2 protein-coding genes (1 of these 2 cut by a window edge) are annotated in these 22469 nt (G+C 74.7%); both read right to left on the bottom strand.

The features are described from left to right. Positions 1-29: 29 nt before the first annotated feature. Complete coding sequence (locus tag VT50_RS00705) at positions 30-14990, bottom strand: non-ribosomal peptide synthetase (RefSeq protein ID WP_046084498.1); 14961 nt, start codon at positions 14988-14990, stop codon at positions 30-32. Then, positions 14990-22469, bottom strand: the 3' end of a protein-coding gene (locus tag VT50_RS00700; RefSeq protein WP_046084497.1) for a non-ribosomal peptide synthetase. The gene runs 8000 nt beyond the window's last position; the window shows 7480 of its 15480 coding nt (coding positions 8001-15480); the start codon falls outside the window, past its right edge; its stop codon occupies positions 14990-14992. The genes VT50_RS00705 and VT50_RS00700 overlap by 1 nt, the downstream gene beginning before the upstream one ends.

The raw sequence follows: 22469 nt of genomic DNA, 5'->3' as shown, positions 1-22469 counted from the left end.
TTTTCCTCCGTCAATTACTGGTTGGGTGATCAATCACTGGTCCGGTCATGTCGGTCCAGGGTTTCGCGCACCACCCGGCCGATGTCGGCCAGTGGTACGGGCTGGAGCATCTGCCGGTGCTCGCACGCCACTTCATGGAGGGTCATCCGACCGCCGACGTAGGGCGCGATCCGGTCGGACCAGCTCGCCACCTTGCCCGCGGGGTCGTCCGGGAAGTCCTCGGACTCGGTGGCCACGAACAGCAGCACATCGCCGTCGTAGACCTGGGGCTGATAGCCCAGCGTCAGCTCCCAGTTGTGGTTGTTGACCTGGCCGATCCGGAGGATGTCCCGCTCCTCGAAGGTGGCCAGCGCGCTGCCCTCGGCCCGAAGCACCTCCATCACCTTCGGGTACTCCAGCGGACCGTCCCCGAAGGCGCCCGGATCGTGCCCGACGAAGTCCAGCAGCACCGCCAGCACCTTCTGCTCATCGGCCGCGACGAACCCCTCGCCGAACTCCTCCGCGGACATCGGCGGCTGGTCGAGGTTGGCCAGTACGCCGACCTCCTCGCCCGCCCGGCGCAGCTGGACCGCCATCTCATGCGCGACCAGGGCGCCCATGGACCAGCCCAGCAGGTGGTACGGGCCGTGCGGACGGACCGCGCGGATCTGCTCGACGTAGTCGGCGGCCATCTCGGGGATCGACGCGGGCAGCGCCTCCTCACGGGCGATGCCGCGGGCCTGGACGCCGTAGACGGGCCGGTCGGCGGGGAGGTGGCGGAGCAGCCCCGCGTACATCCAGCTGACGCCGCCGACGGGATGCACACAGAACAGCGGCGGCTTGTCCCCGCCGGTGCGCAGCGGCAGCACCACTTCGAAACCGCCGTCGCCCGCGTCGCCGGCGTCGTCATCGGCGGCCCGCCCCATCAGCTCGATCAGCTCGGCGACGGTGGGCGCCTGGAAGACCGCCCGGTTGGACACCGCCGCGCCGAAGACCGACCGGATCCGGCTGACCAGCTGGATCGAGACGATGCTGTCCCCGCCCAGTTCGAAGAAGTTGTCGTCGATGCCGACCCTCGGCAGCCGCAGCAGCTCGGCGAAGAGCCCGCACAGCAGCTCCTCGCGCGGATTGCGCGGTCCGCGGCCACCCCCGGAGGACGGCCCGAAGTCGGGGGCGGGCAGCGCCTTGCGGTCCACCTTCCCGTTGGGGGTCAGCGGCAGCGCCGCCAGGGGGACGAACGCGGCGGGCACCATGTAGTCCGGCAGCACGGCGGCCACCCGGTCGCGCAGCGCCCCGGTGTCCGGTCCGCCCGCACCGCTCCCGGCCGCCGGAACGACGTACGCCACCAGCTTCTTGCTGCCCGGCCGGTCCTCGTGGACCACCACCGTCACCTGGGCGACCTCTTCGGCGGCGGCCACCGCGGCCTCGATCTCGCCGAGTTCGATCCGCAGGCCGCGGATCTTCACCTGGTGGTCGGCGCGGCCGACGAACTCCACCCGTCCCTCGGCGTCCCACCGCACCAGGTCCCCGGTCCGGTACATCCGCGCCCCGGACGGGCCGTACGGGTCGGCGGTGAACCGCTCCGCCGTGGCTCCCGGCAGGTTCAGATAGCCGCGGGCCACCCCGGCGCCCGCCAGGTACAGCTCGCCGACCACGCCCGGCAGGGACGGCGCCAGCCGCTCGTCCAGGACATAGGCCCGCATCCGGTCCATGGCCCGGCCGATGGGCACGGTCGTCCCCACCTGGTGCGGGGCGCGCATCGGATGGCAGGTGGCGAAGGTGGTGGTCTCGGTGGGCCCGTAGACATGCACCACATCGGTGTCCGGGCAGGCGTCAAGCACCCGCTGGAAGGCGCCCGGGGACACCTGCTCACCGCCGGTCCACACCTGCGCCAGACCGGCGAAGCAGCCCGGGTCCTCCTCGGCCATGAGGTTGAACAGCGCCGTGGTGAGGAAGACCGCGGTCAGCCCGTCGCGTTCGGCGTGCCCGCGCAGCCGGCCCGCGTCCAGCTGACCGGGCGCGGCCAGGACACAGGTGCCGCCGCCGAGCAGCGGTGCCCACATCTCGTACGTCGAGGCGTCGAAGGCGTGCGGGGAGTGCACCAGCACCCGGTCGTGGGCGCCGCCGAGCCAGCTGCCGTCCGCGGCCAGCGCGACCACGTCCTCGTGGGTGATGGCGATGCCCTTGGGCTTACCGGTCGAGCCGGAGGTGTACATGATGTACGCCAGCTGGCCGGCCGACAGCGGTACCGCGGGGTTGTGCGCCTCCCCTTCCGGCCGCTCCTCGTCGACCACCAGCACATCCGCCGTGTGCGAGAACTCCACCTCGGCCATGGCCCGGTCGGTGAGCAGCGTGCCCGCCCCCGTCTCGAGGACGATCGCCTCCAGGCGGGCGACCGGCGCCCGGGAATCCAGCGGCACATACGCCGCCCCGGCCTTGAGCACCGCCAGCGTCGAGACCACCAGCTCCACCGAGCGCTCCTGGAGGATCGCCACCCGGTCGTCGGGGCGGACACCCAGCCCGATGAGGCGGTGCGCCAGGCGGTTGGCGCGGGCGTTGAGCTCGGCGTAGGTCAGGGTGACGCCGTCCGCGGCCACGGCCGTGGCCGCGGGGGCGGCCTCCGCCCGCGTTTCGAACCGCGAGACCACCGTGCCCGCGGGCACCTCCTCCGCCGTCTCGCCCGCGCCCGGCAGCAGTCGCGCCCGCTCGTCCGGGGCCATCAGCTCCAGCCGCCCCAGCGGCAGTTCGGGGTCGGCGACCGCGGCGGCCAGCAGCCGCACCAGCCGCCCGGACAGGGTCTCCACCGTCGAGCGGTCGAACAGCGCGCTGTTGAACTCGATGCCCGCGCCGAGCACCGGCCCCGACCCGTCCTCGGCGGGCTCCTCGGCGAAGGCGAAGGTCAGGTCGAACTTCGCGAGGTCGGCGCCCACCGGCTGCGGCTCCAGGGTGAGTCCGGGCAGCTCCAGTTCGGCAGGTTCGTTGTTCTGGTAGCTGATCGCGACCTGGAACAGCGGGTTACGGGCCAGGGACCTGACCGGGCTCAGCTCCTCGACCAGTCGTTCGAAGGGCGCGTCCTGGTGGGCGTAGGCCGCAAGGTCCGCGGCCCGCACCCGTTCCACCAGCGCCCGGAAGGCCGGGTCGCCGGAGGTGTCGGTGCGCAGCACCAGGGTGTTGACGAAGAAGCCGACCAGCTCCTCCAGCGCCTGGTCGGTGCGGCCCGCGACGACCGTGCCCAGCGGGATGTCCGTACCGGCGCCGAGCCGGGTGAGCAGCGCGGCGACGGCGGCCTGCAGCACCATGAAGGGGCTGGCCCCGGTGGTGCGGGCGAGCTCGAACACCCCCCGCACCAGGTCGGCGCCGATCGGCACCTGCACCGTCTGCCCGGCGTGTCCGGCCTCGGCCGGCCGGGGGCGGTCGGTGGGCAGGCTCAGCTCCTCAGGAAGCCCGGCGAGCGCACCGCGCCAGTGGTCCAGCTGCCGGGATATGGCGCTGCCCGGGTCGTCCTCGGCGCCCAGCGTCCGCCGCTGCCAGAGGGCGTAGTCGGCGTACTGCACGGGCAGCGGGGCGTAACCGGGCGACCGCCCCTCGATCCGGGCGCGGTACGCGGTGCCCAGATCGCGGGCGAACGGGGCCAGCGAGGCGCCGTCGCCCGCGATGTGGTGCACCACCACGAGCAGCACATGCTCCCGCGGAGCGAGCCGCAGCAGCCGGGCGCGCAGCGGGATGTCGACCGTGAGGTCGAAGTCCTCGGCGCCCGCCGCCGCCAGGGCCGGCTCCAGCTCCTGGGGGGTGACCTCGGCGATCTCCAGTGCCACGGGGGCGTCCCCGGGCGGCAGCACGCGCTGGGAGGGCACCCCGTCCCGCACCGGGAAGACCGTCCGCAGGCTCTCGTGCCTGGCCACCACATCGGACAGCGCGGCGCCCAGCGCACCGGTGTCCAGCTCGCCCCGCAACCGCACGGCCAGCGGGATGTTGTACGTGCCGGTGCCGCCCTCGACCTGGTTGATGAACCACAGCCGACGCTGGGCGTACGACAGCGGGACCGCCTCCGGCCGCTCGACCGGGCGCAGCTCCTCCCGCGCCCCGGCCGCCCCGGCCAGCCGGGCGGCCAGCGCGGCGACCGTCGGCGCCTCGAAGACGGCCCGCACCGGGAGTTCGGCCCCCAGCGCGGTGCGGATGCGGTTGACCAGTCGGGTCGCCAGCAGGGAGTGGCCGCCCAGGTCGAAGAAGCCGTCGTCGATGCCGACGTCCTCGACCCCCAGCACCTCGGCGAACAGCCCGCACAGGGCCTCCTCGCGCGGGTCGCGGGGGGCGCGCCGCTCACCTGCGGACCCGTACTCCGGCACCGGCAGCGCCTTGCGGTCCACCTTGCCGTTCGGGGTCAGCGGCAGCGCGTCCAGCGTCATGACGGCCGCGGGCACCATGTAGTCGGGCAGCTCGGCGGCGAGGAAGTCGCGCAGCGCACCCGCCTCCACGGGCTCCTCGACGACGGCGTAACCGGCCAGCCGGCGGTCACCGGGGCGGTCCTCCCGCACCACGACGGTGGCCTGGGCGACCGCGGGGTGACGGGAGAGCCGGTCCTCGATCTCGCCGAGTTCGATCCGGAAACCGCGCAGTTTGACCTGGTCGTCGGCGCGTCCCACGAACTCCACCAGCCCGCCGGCGGTCCACCGCACCAGGTCCCCCGTGCGGTACATCCGGCTCCCGGCGGGGCCGAACGGATCGGCGGTGAACCGCTGCGCCGTCAGCCCCGGCCGGTTCAGATAGCCGCGGGCCAGGCCCGCGCCCGCGACGTACAGCTCACCGGCCACCCCGACGGGCACCGGACGCAGGGAGCCGTCCAGGACGTAGACCCGCATGTTGTCCAGCGGGCGGCCGATCGGCACGGACGCGGGCACCGGCTCGCCGGCGGAGAGCAGATGGCTGAGCGCGAACGTGGTCGTCTCGGTCGGGCCGTAGCCGTTGGCCACCGCCGTGTCCGGACAGACCTCGCGCACCCGCCGCACCGCCGCCGGGGGCACCACATCGCCGCCGGTCCACACCTCGCGCACCCCCGCCAGAGCGCCCGGGGACTCCTCGGCGACCAGCCGGAAGAGCCCGGCCGTCAGCCATACGGCGGTGACCCCGTGCCTGGTCAGCATCCGCTCCAGGCTCGCCACGTCCAGCTCCTGCGGGGGCGCGACCACCACCCGGCCCCCGGACAGCAGCGGCACCCACAGCTCGTAGGTGGAGGCGTCGAACGCCTGCGGTGAGTGCAACAGCACCCGCTCGTGCGCACCGCCGCGCCACCGCCGGTCGAACGCCAGCGCCACCACGTCCCCGTGGGTGGCCGCCACGCCCTTGGGGACCCCGGTGGAGCCGGAGGTGTACATCACATACGCCAGTCGGCCGGGCAGTCCCCCGGGCCCGCGCTCCGGCACGGAACCGGCCGCCTCCTCCTCCGGCACCCCGTCCGTCACCCGCACCACCTCGACGCCCAGCTCCGCCGCGCGGTCGGCCAGCGCCGCGTCGGTCAGGACCAGCGGCGCGCCGGTGTCCTCGACCGCCAGCCGCAGCCGGGGCGCGGGGTCGGTGTCGCGCAGCGGTACGTACGCCCCGCCCGCCTTGACCACCGCGAGGAGGGCCACCGGCAGTTCGGCGGAGCGCTTCAGCAGCACGCCCACCGGGGTCTCCATGCCCACCCCGGCCGCCGTCAGCCGGCGGGCCAGCCGGTCCGAGGCCTCGTCGAGTTCGGCGTAGGTCAGGGTCCGCTCGCCGAAGACCACGGCGGTACGCCCCGGAGTGCGCCGGGCCTGGGCCCGGAACAGCTCGGCGAGGTCGGCGTGCGGCACCTCGTGCGCGGTGTCGTTCCACTCCGTCAGCAGCCGCCGCCGCTCCTCGGCCGACAACAGGTCCACCTCCGTCACCGGCCGCGCCGGATCGTCGGCGAACGCCTCCAGCAGCCGCACCAGCCGCTCCCCGAGCGCGCGGGCGGCGGCCTCCTCGAAGAGGTCGGGGCGGTAGTCCAGCCGGAGGCTGAAGGAGCGGGCGTTGTCGGTGACGGCGAGCTGCAGCGGATAGTGGGTGCCGTCCCTCATCTCGGCGTCCACGACGCCGAGCCCCTGGGCCGCCTCCTCGAGACCGCCGGAGTCCACCGGGAAGTTCTCGAAGACGGTGGAGGTGTCGAACAGCGCACCGCCCGCGCCGGCGAGCCGCTGGATGTCGGTGAGCCCCAGGTACTTGTGCGACAGCAGGTCCAGCTGCCGCTCCTGGAGCCGGGCCGCCACGTCCAGCAGGGTGTCCCCGCGCTCGACGGTCACCCGCACCGGAAGGGTGTTGATGAACAGGCCCACCATCGTCTCGACGCCCGGGAGTTCGGCCGGGCGCCCGTTCACGGTCTCGCCGAACAGCACGTCGTCGCGTCCGGTGACGGCACCGAGCAGCAGCCCCCACGCGGTCTGCACCACGGTGTTCTTGGTCAGCCCGTACCGGCGGGCCCGCGCGGTGAGCGCCGACGCGGCCTCCGGCGACAGCTCGGCCTCCCAGACGTCCGGCCGCACCGGCCGGCGGGCCGGATCGGCCGGGGCGACCAGTGTCGGCTCGTCCACCCCGGCCAGCGCGGTGCGCCAGGCGTCCTCGGCCGCCGGCCGGTCCTGCTCCGCCAGCCAGGCCAGGTAGTCGCGGTACGGGGTCACCGCGGGCAGCCCCGAGGCGTCCCCGCGCCGCCCGTACAGCTCGAAGAGCTCGGCCATGACCAGCGGCCCCGACCAGCCGTCGAGCAGGATGTGGTGGTTGGTGAAGAGCAGCCGGTGCTCGTCCTCGCCGAGCCGGATCAGGGTGAACCGGAGCAGCGGCGGCCGGCGCAGGTCGAAGCGCCGGGCGAGGTCATCGGCCAGCAGCCGCTCCAGAGCGGCCGTGCGGCCCGCCCCGTCGAGCCCGCTCAGGTCCTCCTCGGACCACGGCACCTCCGCGTCGGAGGGGATGACCTGGAGGGACTGGCCCCGCCCGCCCGGCTGGAAGGCGGCGCGCAGGTTCTCATGGCGCGCGAGCACCGTACGGGCCGCGTCGCGCAGCGCCGCCGCGTCCAGCTCGCCCCGCAGGTCGAGCGCCATCTGGACGTTGTAGACGTCCGAGCCGCGCTCGTCGTACAGGGCGTGGAAGAGCAGCCCCTCCTGGAGCGGGGAGAGCGGGAGGACGCCGGCCAGCCCCTGGTACGCGGCCGCCAGCCGGTCGATCTCCCGCTGGTCGAGGTCCACCAGCGGCAGATCGGACGGGCTGAGCCCGCCGGCCTCGGGGCGTTCGGCGTACCCGACCAGGGCGCGCAGCGCCCGGAACCAGGCGCGGCCCAGCTCCCGCACGTCCGCCTCGTCCAGCAGCCGGGTCGGAAAGATCCAGTTGGCCACCAGACGCGGACCGTCGGGGTGGGTGACGGCACTGGCCGTGAGGTCGACGGTGTGGGGCAGCGGCATGGCGGCGTCGGCGACCGACGACAGATCACCGGTCGCGGTCGGCTCCTCGGGGACGTCGTGGTGCGGTGACTCGCCCAGCCGGCCCAGGTAGTTGAAGCCGATCTGCGGTTCGGGGAAGCGGCCGAGCACCCGGGCGGTCTGTGGGTTGAGGTGGCGCAGCAGGCCGTAGCCGACGCCGTTGTCGGGGATGGTCCGCAGCCGCTCCTTGACCTGCTTGAGCGCCGTGCCGACGGCCGGGCCGACGGCCGCGACGTCCTCGGGGCCGAGCTCGCCCGCGTCCAGCCGTACCGGGTACAGGCTGGTGAACCAGCCCACCGTCCGGGACAGATCGGCACCGGGCACGATCTCCTCCCGGCCGTGGCCCTCGAGGTCGATCAGGACCTCGGAGCCCTCGCCCCGGCCGGTGGCGCGGCGCCACTCGGCCACGGCGATGGCGAGCGCGGTCAGCAGGACGTCGTTGACCCCGGCGCGGAACGCGGCGGGCACCCGGCCCAGCAGCGGTCCGGTCACCTCGGCCGGCAGGATGAAGCTCAGCTGGGCGGCGGTGCCCATGGTGTCCTGGGCCGGGTCAAGCGGCTCCTCGGTCAGCAGCGGATCGGAGCCCATCTGCATGGCGCGCCACAGCGACAGCTCCCGCATCCGCTCCGGCTCCCCGGCCACCTCGGTGAGCGCTTGCGCCCAGCGGCGGAACGAGGTACCGACGGGTTCGAGCACCGCCGGGCGGCCCGCGCCCAGCGCGTCGATCGCCGCCTGGAGGTCGGGCAGCAGAATCCGCCAGGACACCCCGTCGACCACCAGGTGGTGGGCGATCAGGGCCAGCTGGCCGGGGGTGTCGGGGCCGGCGTCGAACCATACGGCCCGCACCATCCGGCCCTCGTCGGGGGCGAGTTCGGACTGGGCGGCGGCGATCTCCTCGGCGGCCCGCCGGTCCAGCCGCTCCTCGTCGTATCCGGCGCGCACCAGCTCGGCGACGTCGACCCGGCGCAGCACCTCCTCGGCACGCACGGCGCCGGGCGCGGCGATCTCCAACGACCAGCCGACGTCCTCGGCGATCCGGGTCAGGGTCATCCGCAGCGCGTCGTGGTGGTCCAGGACCGCCCGCAGCGCGCCGTGCAGCGTCTCCGGGCCGACACCGGGCGGGACGGGCATCGACATGGTCTGGTTGAACTGGTCGATGGTGCCGCCGCGTTCGCGCAGCCAGTGGATGATCGGGGTCAGGGGCACGTCCCCGGCGCCGTCCGCGACGGCCGGTTCGGGTGCGGTCTCCGCGGGCTCCCCGGACGTGCCGGTGGCCGCGGCCAGGGCGGCGACGGTCTTGTGCGCGAAGACGTCGCGCGGGGTGAACCGCAGCCCCTCCTTACGGGCGCGGCCGACCAGCTGGATGGAGATGATGCTGTCGCCACCCAGTTCGAAGAAGCTGTCGTCCACGCCGACCCGCTCGACCCCGAGCACCTCCGCGAAGAGGGCGCACAGCGTCTCCTCGGCGGCCGTGCGCGGCGCCCGGGCGTCCTGCCCGCCGCCGAACGACGGGGCGGGCAGCGCCCGGTGGTCGAGCTTGCCGTTGACGGTGAGCGGCAGGGCGTCGAGCGTGACGAAGGCGGCCGGGACCATATGGTCCGGCAGCGCGGCGGCGGCGTACTCGCGCAGCTCCCGGCCGTCGGCCTCCCGTCCCGCGGGCACCACATAGGCGGCCAGCAGCTTGCGGCCCGGCTGGTCCTCACGGACCCGCACCGCCACCTGGCCGACCGCAGGGTGCCCGGCGAGCACGGCCTCGATCTCGCCGAGTTCGATCCGGAAGCCGCGGATCTTCACCTGGTCGTCGGCGCGCCCCAGGTACTCCAGCCGCCCGTCCGCGTTCCGGCGGGCGAGGTCGCCCGAGCGGTACATCCGGCTGCCCGGGGTGCCGAACGGGTCCGCGACGAACCGCTCGGAGGTGAGCCCGGGGCGGCCCAGATAGCCGCGGGCCAGGCCCGCGCCACTGATGTACATCTCACCGGGCGCGCCCGGCAGGACCGGCCGCAGCGCGGAGTCCAGCACCCGCACCCGCAGGTCGGGGATGGCCTCGCCGATCACGCTGCCGGACGCCGCGGCGGCACCCGCCCGGTCCAGTGCCACATGGCTGACGTGCACGGTGGTCTCGGTGATCCCGTACATGTTGACCAGCACCGGCGCCCGGTCGTCATGCCGCTCGTACCACTCCTCGAGACGCCACAGGTCCAGGGCCTCACCGCCGAAGACCACGGTGCGCAGGGCGAGCTTCCGGCCGAGCGCGGGGTTGTCCCGGTCGGCGCCCATGAGCTGGTAGAAGGCGGAGGGGGTCTGGTTCAGCACGGTGACCCGCTCGCGCACCAGCAGCTCAAGGAACCGCTCCGGGGAGCGGCTGACGGCGTGGTCCACCACCACGAGCCGGCCGCCGTGCAGCAGCGGGCCCCAGATCTCCCACACCGAGAAGTCGAAGGCGTAGGAGTGGAACATCGTCCACACGTCGTCGGGTCCGAAGCCGAACCAGTGGTCGGTGGCGGTGAACAGCCGCACCACGTTGCGGTGCGGGATCTGCACGCCCTTGGGGCGTCCGGTCGAGCCCGAGGTGTAGATGACGTACGCCGGGGAGTCCGGGGTGAGGGGGGCGGCCCGGTCGGCGTCGGTGGGGTGGGTGTCCGGGCGCGCGGCGAGCGCGGCCCGCACCGCCGGGTCGTCCAGTGCCACCACGGGCAGCCCGTCCGGGAGCGCCCCGGCAACGGCGGGGCCGGCTCCGGCGCCGGTCAGCACCAGCGCGGGCGCCGCGTCACCGGCCATATAGGCGATCCGCTCGGCCGGGTGGTCCGGGTCCAGCGGCACATACGCGGCTCCCGCCTTGACCACGGCCAGCAGCGCCACGACCGTCTCGGCCGAGCGCGGCAGGGCCAGCGCGACCCGCCGCTCGGGACCGGCTCCCCGGGCGATCAGCTCATGGGCCAGCCGGTTGGCGCGCGCGTTCAGCTCGCGGTAGGTCAGCGCGGTGTCGCCGAAGACGACGGCGGTGGCGTCCGGGTGGGCGGCCGCCGTCGCCTCGAAGACCTCGGTGAGGGTGCGGGGCGCGCTCCCGGGCAGGCTCTGTGCGGCCTCCGCGGAGAGCTCACCGCGTTCGGTACCGGTCCGCAGATCCACCCGGCCCACCGGGAGCGAGGGATCGGCGACGAACGCCTCCAGCAGCCCCACATAGCGCTCCGCCAGCGTCCGCACGGCGTCGGGGCCGAGCAGATCCGGGCGGTAGGACCAGGTCAGCGACAGCTCGTCACCGCGCTGCCCGGCCAGCAGGCCGAGCGGGTAGTGCACCGCGTCCTTGACGTCGGCGTCGACCACGCCGAGGTCGCGGGCGGTGGACTCCAGGGTCTCCGCGTCGACCGGGTAGTTCTCGAACACCACCAGGGTGTCGAACAGCTCTCCGGTCCCGGTGATCCGCTGGATGTCGGCCAGCCCCAGGTACTGGTGGGCCATCAGCCCCGACTGCCGGTTCTGCAGCCGGTGCGCCAGCTCCAGCAGGGTCTCCCCCGGTCGGGCGTCCACCCGCACCGGCAGGGTGTTGATGAACAGCCCGACCATGGACTCCACACCGGGCAGCTCCGGAGGGCGCCCGGAGACGGTGGTGCCGAAGGTGACGTCGTCCCGCCCGGTCAGCTGTCCGAGCACCACGCCCCAGGCGCCCTGCACCAGGGTGTTGACCGTCAGCCCGTGCTCGCGGGCGGCGGCCACCAGCCCGGCGCTCAGGCTTCCGGGCAGCTCCTGCGTCCACCGCTCGGGGGTGACGGGGGCCCGCTCGGCGGCGGGGCCGCCGAACAGCAGGGTCGGCTCGGTGACCGTGTCGAGGGCGGCCCGCCAGGCGTCCTCGGACGCCTGGCGGTCCTGCTGGGAGAGCCAGGCCAGATAGTCACGGTACGGGGCCACCGGGGGCAGACCGGTGTCATCGCCGCCCCGCCCGTACAGCTCGAACAGCTCCCCGATCAGCAGCGGCATCGACCAGCCGTCCACCGCGATGTGGTGCACGGTCACCACGAAGCGGTGCCGGTCCTCCGCCAGCCGGACCAGGGTGCACCGCAGCAGCGGCGGGATGGCCAGGTCGAACCGCGCGGCACGGTCCGCGGCCAGCAGCCGCGCCAGCTCCGCCTCCCGCTCGGCCTCGGGACGCCCGCTCAGATCCGCCTCGGCCCAGGGGAGTTCCGCCTCGCGCGGGACGACCTGCAGGGAGCGGCCGGCGGCTGAGGTGAGGAACGAGGCGCGCAGATTGTCGTGGCGGCGCAGCAGGACACCGGCCGCCCGGCGCAGGGCCACCGGGTCCAGCGGGCCGTGGAGCTCCAGGGCCGACTGGATCGTGTACACGTCCGGCGCCGACTCGTCGTACACCGAGTGGAACAGCAGGCCCTGCTGGAGCGGCGAGAGCGGCAGGACGTCCGCCAGCCCACCGCGGGCGGCCTCCAGGCGGTCGATCTCGTCCTGGCCGATCTCCACCAACGGCAGGTCGGACGGGGTGAGCCCGCCCGCGCCCGGCGTCGTGACGTGCGCCGCGAGGGCGCGCAGCGCCTCGAACCACAGCCGGGCCGCCCCGGTGACCTCCTCGTCGGTGAGCATGTCACCGGAGTAGGTCCAGGAGGCCACCAGCCGCTGCCCGTCGGGATAGGCGAGGGTCGCGGCGTTGACCTCGAGGGTGTACGCCAGTGGCATGGCGGCGTCGCCCGCGCCGGTGAGGTCGCGGACCCGCACGGTGTCGGCGGCCTCGGCGTCGGCGGCGTCCGCCTCGCCCATCCGCCCCAGGTAGTTGAAGCCGACCTGCGGTTCGGTGAAACCGGCCAGCTCGGGGCCGGTCTCGGGGTTGAGGTGGCGCAGCAGGCCGTAGCCGATGCCCTTGTCCGGGATGGCCCGCAGCTGCTCCTTGACCGCCTTCAGCGCGCCGCCCAGCGCCTCGCCGCCGCGCCACAGCTCCTCGGCGGGCTGCGCGCCCGGGTCCAACGCCACGGGGAAGAGGCTGGTGAACCAGCCGACCGTACGGGAGAGGTCGATCCCCTCGGCGATCTCCTCCCGGCCGTGGCCCTCGAGCCCGACCAGCAGCGCCCCGCCCTCGCCCCGGCCGCGCTCCCGGCGCCACCGGGCCACTGCCAGGGCGAGCCCGGTCAGCAGCACGTCGTTGATCTGGGCGTGGTAGGCGGCGGGGACCTGGTTCAGCAGTGGTTCGGTCACCTCGGCGGGCAGGGTCAGCGTCACCTGGCGGGCGACGCCCACCACGTCCCGCGCCGGGTCGGTCCGCCGCCCGGCGAGCAGCGGGTCCTCGGTGGCGGCGATGGTGCGCCACAGGTCCAGCTCGGCCACGCGCTCGGGGGCGGTGGCGTTCTCCGCGAGCAGCTGGGTCCAGCGGCGGAACGAGGTGCCCACGGACTCCAGTTCGGGGGTCTTGCCGTTGCCCAGCGCCTCCAGCGCCGCCTGGAGGTCGGGCAGCAGCACCCGCCACGACACCCCGTCGACCACCAGGTGGTGCGCGACGACGGTGAGCCGCCCCGGGGCGGTGGGGCCGGCGTCCACCCACACGGCCTGGAGCATCCGGCCGTCCTCGGGCGCCAGCCGCCCCATCGCGGCCCGCACCTCGGCCTCGTCGCCCGGCGCCGGGACGCGTCGTACGCAGTCCTCGGCCCGCACGGCGCCCACCGGGGCCACCGCGAGCGCCCAGTCGGCGCCGGGCTCGCGGGTCAGCCGGAGCCGCAGCGCGTCGTGCCGGTCCAGCAGCGCCTGGACGGCGGCGTGCAGCCGGGCGAGGTCGAGTCCGGCCGGGACCGGCATGGTCATGGTCTGGTTGAACGCGTCGACGGGGCCGCCCTGCGCCTGCTGCCAGCGCATGATCGGCGTCGGCACGATCGGGCCGACCCCGTCCTCCTCGGCCACGGCCGGCCGCCGCTGGCCGTGGCCGAGCGCGGCGAGCCGGGCCACCGTGCGGTGCTCGAAGACCTGCCGCAGGGTCAGGTCCACGCCCTCCTTACGGGCCCGGTGGGCGAGCTGGATGGAGGAGATGCTGTCCCCGCCCAGCTCGAAGAAGCTGTCGTGGACGCCGACCGTCTGCACGCCCAGCACCTCGGCGAACAGCGCGCACAGCGCCGCCTCGCGCTCGGTGCGCGGCTCCCCGTCCGACGCCTCCGGCGCGGCCGGGACCCCGGGCGGCGCCGCCTCCGCGGCGGCGGCCTCGGCGGTCACCAGCCGGGCACGGTCCTCGGGCGTGAAGGCGGGCACCGAGCCCGCGGGCCGCTGCGGGTCGGCGGCGAACGCGGCCAGGACGGCGAGGAACCGGTCCAGGATCTCCCGTCCGGCCCCCGCCACGAAGAGGTCGGGGCGGTAGTCAAGACGCACCGTCATCCGCTCACCGCGGACCGTGCCCTCCAGGTTGAGGGTGTAGTGGGTGGCGTCCACGGTGGTGGCCGCCACCGCGCCGATGCCCTCGGCGGCATCCTTCAGGGTGTCGGTGTCGATCGGGTAGTTGGCGAAGATGGTGATCGCGTCGAACAGCTTCTCCACGCCCGCGAGCTGCTGGATCTCGGCGAGCCCCAGATGCTTGTGGGCGAGCAGTTCGCTCTGCTGGTCCTGCAGCCCGCGCACCAGCTCCGCCAGCGGACGCTCCGGGTCGATGCGCAGCCGCACCGGCAGGGTGTTGATGAACAGCCCGACCATCGACTCCACACCGGGCAGCTCCGGCGGACGCCCGGAGACGGTCTCGCCGAACACCACGTCATCCCGCCCGGTCAGCCCGCCGAGCACCAGCCCCCACACGGTCTGCACCACGCTGTTGAGGGTCAGGCCCAGGGAGCGGGCCCGGGCGCCGAGCGCGGCCGCCAGCTCGGTGTCCACCTGCTCGATCAGCGTCTCGGGCAGGGCGGGGCCGCGCCGCGGGTCGGGCGGGGCCACCAGCGTCGGGCCGTCCACCCCGGCCAGCGCCCGTCGCCACGCCTCCTCCGCCTCGGCCTGGTCCTGGCCCGCAAGCCAGGCCAGGTATTCGCGGTACGAGACGACGGGCGGCAGCTGCGAGGCGTCCCCACCGGCCGCGTACAGGGCCATCAGCTCGCCCAGCACCAGCGGCATGGACCAGCCGTCCAGCAGGATGTGGTGGGCGGTGAACACGAAGCGGTACTCCCGGTCGGCGAGCCGCACCAGCGAGAACCGCAGCGGCGGCCGCGCCAGGTCGAACCGCCGGTTCCGGTCCGCCTCGAGCAACCGCGCCAGCTCCGCCTCCCGGTCCCCCTCGGCGACCTGGCGCAGATCGTGCTCCGCCCAGTCCGGTTCGGCCTCGCGCAGGATGACCTGCACCGGCTCCCCGGACTTCCGGTTGCGGAAGGAGGCCCGCAGGTTGTCATGGCGGCTCAGCACCGTCCCCACCGCGCCGCGCAACCGCGCGGCGTCGATGTCCCGGCGCAGGTCCAGGGCCATCTGGATGACGTAGACATCCGCGCTGCCCTCCTCGTACAGGGCGTGGAAGAGCATGCCCTTCTGCAGCGGCGACAGCGGCCACACGTCCACGAAGCCCGGCTTCGTCACTTCGCTGGGTCCTTTCATCAGAGGCCACTCTCGAATTCGTCGATCTCGTCCTGCGACAGCGACAGCAGGGAGATGTCGGACGGGGTGAAGCCGCCCGCCTCGGGGCGTTCGGCATGGGTGACCAGCGCGGTCAGCGCCTCGAACCAGTAGTCGGCCAGCCGGCGTACCTCGCCCTCGTCCAGCAGCGCGCCCGGCCAGGACCAGATCGCCACCAGGGACACCCCGTCGGGGCGGTCCTGGGCGACGGCGCTGACACCGAGGGCGTGGGCGAGCGGCCGGGCGGGGTCGCCGCCGCTGCCGAGCGTCTCGGTCGCCTCCGGCGGGGCCGCCCAGTCCTCGGCGCGGACCGCGTCGGGGTCCACGGCGGCGAACCGGCCCAGGTAGTTGAAGCCGATCTGCGGTTCGGCGAAGCCCGCGAGCTCCGGCCCGGCCTCCGGATTCAGATGGCGCAGCAGGCCGTAGCCGATGCCCTTGTCCGGGATGGCCCGCAGCTGCTCCTTGACCGCCTTCAACGCGGTGCCCAGCGCCGGGCCACTGGTGCGCAGCTCCTCTTCCGGCAGCTCTCCGGGGTCCACGGCCACCGGGTAGACGGTGGTGAACCAGCCGGCCGTACGGGACAGATCGACACCCTCGGCGATCTCCTCCCGGCCGTGTCCCTCGAGGCCGAACAGCACCGCCGACCCCTCGCCCCGGCCGCGCTCCCGCCGCCAGCGGGCCACCGCCAGGGCGAGCCCGGTCAGCAGGGCGTCGTCGACCCCGGCGTTGAACACGGCGGGCACCCGGCCCAGCAGCGGCTGGGCCACCTCGGGCGGCAGCGTCACGGTCAGCTGGCGGGCGGTGCCCACCACATCGCGCGCCGGGTCAAGGCCGCGGTCCGCCAGCAGCGGATCGGGGGTGGCCAGCACCGACCGCCACAGCGGGAGTTCACCGGTCCGCCCGGCGGCCACGGCCTCCTGGGCCAGCAGCCGCGCCCAGCGGCGGAAGGAGGTGCCCACGGGCGCGAGCCGCGCGTCCTCCCCCGCCGTCACCGCCTGCCAGGCGGCCTTCAGGTCCTCCTGGAGTACCCGCCAGGACACCCCGTCCACGGCGAGGTGGTGGACGACCAGCATCAGCCGGCCGGGACGGTCGCGTCCGGCGTCGAACCACACGGCCCGCACCATCTCCCCCGCCCCGGGCGACAGTTCGCCCTGGACCCGGGTCTGTGCCGCGCCGACCTCGTGGATCAGCCGGTCCCGCGGCACGGAGGAGATGTCCACCCGGCGGATCAGGCGGGCGGCCTCCACCGCGCCCTTGGGCGCGACCTCCAGCCGCGCCCCGGACTCGCCGGTGGCGGGCAGCAGCCTGGTGCGCAGCATGTCGTGGTGGTCGAGCAGCACCTGGAGCGCGGCGGCGAGCAGGCTCTCCGTGCAGTCCGCGGGCACCTGTACCAGGTTGGCCAGGTGCACGCTGTCCGTGGGGCCGCCGCGCCCGTACAGGTCGAGCATGACCGGTGTGAGCGGCAGTTCGCCGATCGCGTCCTCGGGTGACTCACCGACGGCCGCGGCCTCCTCCACGCGGGCGACCCGGGCGAGCGCCCGCACCGTCTTGTGCTTGAAGATCTCCCGCAGGCTGATCGCCAGCCCGGCCTTGCGGGCCCGGCTGGCGAGCTGGATGGAGACGATGCTGTCGCCGCCCAGTTCGAAGAAGTCGTCGTCCAGACCGACCTCGGGGATGCCCAGCGCCTCCCGGAAGATCCCGGCCAGCAGTTCCTCGCGCGCCCCGCCCTCGCTCCGCTCCGCCGCCACGGGTGCGGTGCGGGTGGTACGGGCCTCGAAGGCCGGCCGCACCGAGGCCCACCAGCGGGCCGGGGCGTCGTCGCCGAGCCGCCCCACGGGGGTGCCGGGTCCTTCCGCCATGGCGCGCAGCACCCCGTGCAGCGCGGCCATCAGCTCGGCGATCTCGGTGGCGGTGAACAGGTCGGGGCGGTAGCCGAGGCGGCAGTGCAGCGCGGTGCCGTCCATACCGGCGTCCAGGGTCAGCGGGTAGTGCGTGGCGTCGTTCATCTCCACGTCCACCGCGCGGACCCGGCCGTCGTCCTCACCGCCGAACCCGGCCCCGTCGGTGGGCACGTTCTGGAACACCAGCAGGGTGTCGAACAGCTCCCCGTGGCCGGTCAGCGGCCGCAGGTCCACCAGCCGGACGTCCTGGTGGTCCAGCAGCTCGGTCTGGTTTCGCCACAGCCGGCGCAGCAGTTCCTCCAGCGGTTCGTCCGGGTCGATGGTGACCCGCACCGGCACGGTGTTGATGAACAGGCCCACCATCCGCTCGATGCCCGGCACCTGCGGCGGCCGCCCGGCCACGGTGGTGCCGAAGACCACGTCGTGGCGTCCGGTGATCCGGCTGAGCAGCAGCCCCCAGGCGGCCTGTACGACGGTGTTCATCGTCAGTCCGTGGCGGTGGGCGGTCGCGGTGAGCGCCGCGGCCAGGTCGCGGTCCAGGTGCGCGGAGACCTTCTCCGTCATCACCGGCAGCCGGTCCGGGTCGGCCGGCGCCAGCAGCGTCGGCCCGGCAAGCCCCTCGAGCTCCCGCCGCCAGGCCGCCAGCGAGACCTCGGGATCCCGGTCGGCGAGCCAGCGCAGGTAGTTCCGGTACGGGAGGGCCGGGGGGAGCGCGGACTCGTCGCCCGCGGCCCCGTACAGCCGCATCAGCTCGTCCAGCAGGATCGGCGTGGACCAGCCGTCCAGCAGCAGATGGTGCCAGGTGAGCACCAGCCGGTGGCGTCCCGGGCCGAGCCGCACCAGGGTGCAGCGCAGCAGCGGCGGCCGGGCCGGGTCGAACCGGTGGGCGCGGTCCTCGGCCATCACACGGGCCAGTTCGGCGCCGGCCTCCGCCTCGTCGTGGCCGCTCAGGTCGATCTCCGCCCAGGGCAGTTCCTCCTCGGCGAGGATGATCTGCACCGGCCGGCTGAGACCGTCGTGGGCGAAACCGGCCCGGAGGTTCTCATGGCGGCGCAGCAGCGCCGCCACGGCGGCGCGCAGCTCCGCGGAGTGCGGCTCGCCCTCCAGATGGAGGCCGAACTGCACGGTGTAGACGTCGAGTTCGCTCTCGCTGTAGAGCGAGTGGAAGAGCAGGCCCTCCTGGAGCGGCGCCAGCGGCAGCACGTCCAGCAGGCCGGGGTGGCGCTCCTCCAGCAGCTCGACCTCGCGCTGGTCCAGGGAGACCAGCGGGAAGTCCGACGGTGAGCGGCCGCCGGCCCCGGAGCCGCCCGCGTGCGCGGCCAGCCCCTCCAGGGCCCGCAGCCAGGTGTCGGCCAGGTCCCGCACCTCCGCCTCGTCGAACAGCCCACCGGCCCAGGTCCACCGGGCGGCCAGCCGCCCTCCGGCGGTCGTCCACTCGATGTCCAGCGCATACGGAAGGGGCGTGTCGGGGGAGGCGGGGGGCGTGGTGACGGGCGCGCCGCCGAGGGGGGTGACCCGGATCTGCGGGGCGGGGAACCCCGCGAACAGGGCCACGGTCTGCGGGTTGAGATGGCGCAGCAGTCCGTAGCCGACGCCCTGGTCGGGCAGGGCGGCAAGCTGCTCCTTGACCCGCTTGAGCGCCGCTCCGGCCTCCGGGCCGCCGGCCAGGGCGGCCGCCGGGTCCTGGCCGGCCCCGTCCGGGCCGGTCGGATCGAGCCGCACCGGCCGGGAGACGGTGAACGGTCCCACGGTGCGGGCCAGTTCCTCCGGGGTGCGGGCGCGGCCGTCGGCCGCGACCTCCACCAGCGCACCGGCCGCGGCGGGACGGCCACGGCGGGCCCGCCAGTCGCCGAGGGCCAGGGCGAGCGCGGTCAGCAGCACCTCGTCGGGGCCGGTGGCGAACGCCTCGGGCACCCCGGTGAGCACCGCCGCAGCTCGCTCGGCGGGCAGGGCCACCTCCAGGGTGCGGGCGGTGGCGGTCAGATCGCGGGAGGGGTCCAGCGGGCGTACGGCCAGCGGGGTGTCGCCCGCGCCGAGCAGACCGGACCACACCGGCACCTCGTCCAGCCGGGCCGGGTCGACCGCCTGCTGGGCCAGTCCCTCGGCCCAGGTGCGGAAGCTGGTGGCCACCGGTGCGAGCCGGGGCCGCCCTCCGCCGGCCGCCGCCCGCAGCGCCTCCCCGAGGTCGTCCAGCAGGACGGTCCAGGAGGCCGGATCGGCGGCGAGCTGGTGCACCACCAGCAGCAGCCGGTCGGTCCCGGCGGGCGCGGCGTCGAACCACACGGCCTGGAGCACCACTCCGCTCTCCGGCGCGAGCCGTTCCCTGGCGGCGGCCGACTGTTCCCGTACGGCGGTCTCCAGCCGGTCACCGGTCAGCTCACGGGCATCCACCCGCAGCAGCGCGCCCTGGGCCCGTACCGCATCGCGCGGCAGCGCCTCCAGGCTCCAGACGTGGTCGCCGGCCCGGCGGGTGAGCCGCACCCGCAACATGTCGTGGTGGTCGAGCAGCGCCTGGAGCGCCGCGGTCAGCCCGGCCTCGTCACCGCGACCGTCCAGCTCCAGCAGCGCCTCGCGGCCGAGGTGGTCGGCCGGGCCGCCGGTGCGCAGCGCGTGCAGCGCCGGGGTCAGCGGGATCTCGCCGATCCCGGCGTCCGAACCGGACTGCCCCTCCTCACCGGCCGCGACCGCCGCCGCGGCCAGCTCCTCGACCGTGCGGTGCCGCAGCACATCGGCCGCGGTGAACTCCAGCCCCGCCTCCAGAGCGCGGCTGACCAGCTGCACGGAGACGATGCTGTCCCCGCCGAGCTCGAAGAAGCCGTCGTCGATGGTGACCCGCTCGATGCCGAGCAGTTCGCCGATCAGCTCGCACAGCAGGGTCTCCTTGGCGTCCCTCGGCGCCCGGCCCTGCGCGCCGCCGAACACCGGCTCCGGCAGGGCCCCGCGGTCCACCTTGCCGTTGGCGGTCAGCGGCAGCTCGTCCAGCGTCATCAGGGCCGCGGGCACCATGTAGTCGGGCAGCCGCGCCGCCAGGAAGGTGCGCAGCGTCTCCGGGCCCGGGGGCCTGCTGCCCTTGGCCACGGCGTAGCCGATGAGCTGGGCGCGCCCCTGGTCGTCCCGGCGGACGGTGACCGCGGCCCGGTCGACCTTGGGGTGGGCCGCCAGCGCCGTCTCGATCTCGCCGAGTTCGATGCGGTAGCCGCGGATCTTCACCTGGTCGTCGGCGCGGCCGACGAACTCCAGCTGCCCCCCGGTGGTCCAGCGCACGATGTCGCCGGTGCGGTAAAGCCGGTCACCAGGGGCGCCGAAGGGGTCGGCGACGAAGCGTTCCGCGGTGAGCCGGGGGCGGTTCAGATAGCCGCGGGCCAGGCCCGCACCGGCGATGTACAGCTCGCCCGCGACCCCGGCCGGAACCGGTGCCAGCCGCTCGTCCAGGACGTAGACCCGGGTGTTCCACACGGGGCGGCCGATGGGCGGGTGCACGGCGCCGGACAGCGGGTCGCTCATGGTGGCGACCACCGTGGTCTCGCTCGGGCCGTAGGCGTTGACCATCCGCCGCCCGGCCGACCAGCGCGCGACCTGGTCCGGTGCGCAGGGCTCACCGCCCACACCGATGGTGCGCAGGCCGGGCAGCTCGCCCTCGGGCAGGGTGGCCAGCGCGCCCGCGGTGAGCTGGAAGTGGGTGACGCCGTGGTCCCGGATCAGGGCGGCGAGCTCCGGTCCGACGGGGGCGGTGTGCCCCTCGGGCAGGATCAGCGCCGCACCGCTGAGCAGCGTCATCACCAGGTCCGCCATCGACACGTCGAAGCTCGGCGAGACCGCCTGGAGTACCCGGCTGTCCTCGTCGACGGCGAAGTTCTCCCGGTGGGTCCCGGCCATGCTCGCCACCCCGGTGTGGGTGACCACCACACCCTTGGGGTGGCCGGTGGACCCGGAGGTGTAGATCACGTACGCGGTGTGCCCGAGTGCCAGCGGGCGGACCCGGTCCCGGTCGGCCGGGTCGGTGGCCGGCGCGGCGGCGAGCGCCGTACGGACCTCCTCGCCGTCGATCTGCAGTGGCGCCGGGCAGCCCGCCTCGGTGAGGACCGGCACGTGGCCGGCGGTGGTGAGCGCCAGGACGGGCCGGGCGTCACGGGCGATGAACGCGATCCGCTCGGCCGGGTAGCCGGGGTCGACCGGCAGATAGGCCGCTCCGGCCTTCAGCACGCCGAGGGTGACGGCGAGCCAGTCCACCGACCGGGGGACCGCGACGGCGACCGGGCCCTCGGGGCCCGCACCCCGCTCGATCAGCAGATGGGCCCACCGGTTGGCGCGCTCGTTCAGCTCGGCGTACGTCAGGCTCTCCGGGCCCGCGACCACCGCCGTGTGGAGCGGGGTGCGCGCCACCTGGGCCTCGAACAGGGCCGGGAGCGTGGCCGGTTCGACCTCGCGGGCCGTGTCGTTCCAGTCGGTCAGCACCCGCCGCCGCTCGGCGCCGGTCAGCAGCTCGACCCGGCTGACGGGCCGTGCGGGGTCGGCGGCCACGGCGGCGAGCACGGCGCCGAACTGCGCCGCGAGCGATTCCACGGTGGCGTGGTCGAACAGATCGGCGCGGTAGGTGATCTGGCCGCGCAGCCCGCCCGGGGCGCCGTCCGCGTCGTACACCTCGCCCAGTTCCACGCCGAGGTCCACCTTGGCCGCCGTCAGCTCAAGCTCCGCGGGGGAGGCGGTCAGACCGGGCAGGTCCAGGCGCGGGGCGGCGTTGTTCTGGAAGGCGAGGAACACCTGGAACAGCGGGCTGTGCGCGGTGGACCGGTCCGGGCCGAGCTCGTCCACCAGACGCTCGAACGGCACGTCCTGGTGGGCGTAGGCCGCCAGGTCCGCCGCCCGCACCCGGCCCAGCAGCTCGCCGAAGGCCGGGTCGCCGCCGAGGTCGGTGCGCAGCACCAGGGTGTTGACGAAGAACCCGACCAGCTCGTCCAGCGCCTCGTCGGCGCGTCCGGCGACGGCCGTGCCGATGGGGATGTCGGTGCCCGCGCCCAGCCGGTGCAGCAGGGTGGCCAGGCCCGCCTGGACCACCATGAACAGGCTCACCTGGTGCTCCCTGGCCAGCTCGGCCAGGCGGCGGTGCAGTGCGGCGTCGTAGCCGAACTCCACCACACCGCCCTGGTGGCCGGGTTCGGCCGGGCGCGGCCGGTCGGTGGGCAGGGGAATCTCGGCGGGCGCGCCCGCGAGCGCGTCGGCCCAGAAGTCGAGCTGCCGGGAGACCAGGCTCTCCGGGTCGTCCTCGCCGCCCAGCAGCTCGCGCTGCCAGAGGGTGTAGTCGGCGTACTGGACCGGAAGCGCCGCGAACGCGGGCTCGCGGCCCTCCCGGCGCGCCGCGTAGGCGGTGGACAGGTCGCGGGCCAGCGGCCCGTTGGACCAGCCGTCGCTCGCGATGTGGTGGACGTTGAGCAGCAGGACGTGCTCGGTGCCGGAGAGCGCGAACAGGGTCGCCCGCACCGGGATCTCGGTCGCCAGGTCGAAGCCGCGCGCCGCGGCGTCGCGCAGCGCGCCGGGCAGCTCAGCTGCGGTGACCTCGGCC

This window comes from Streptomyces antioxidans (assembly GCF_000968685.2).
GTDB lineage: Bacteria > Actinomycetota > Actinomycetes > Streptomycetales > Streptomycetaceae > Streptomyces > Streptomyces antioxidans.
The sequence above is the reverse complement of the archived record's forward strand: the minus strand, read 5'-3'. Positions and strand labels throughout refer to the sequence as shown.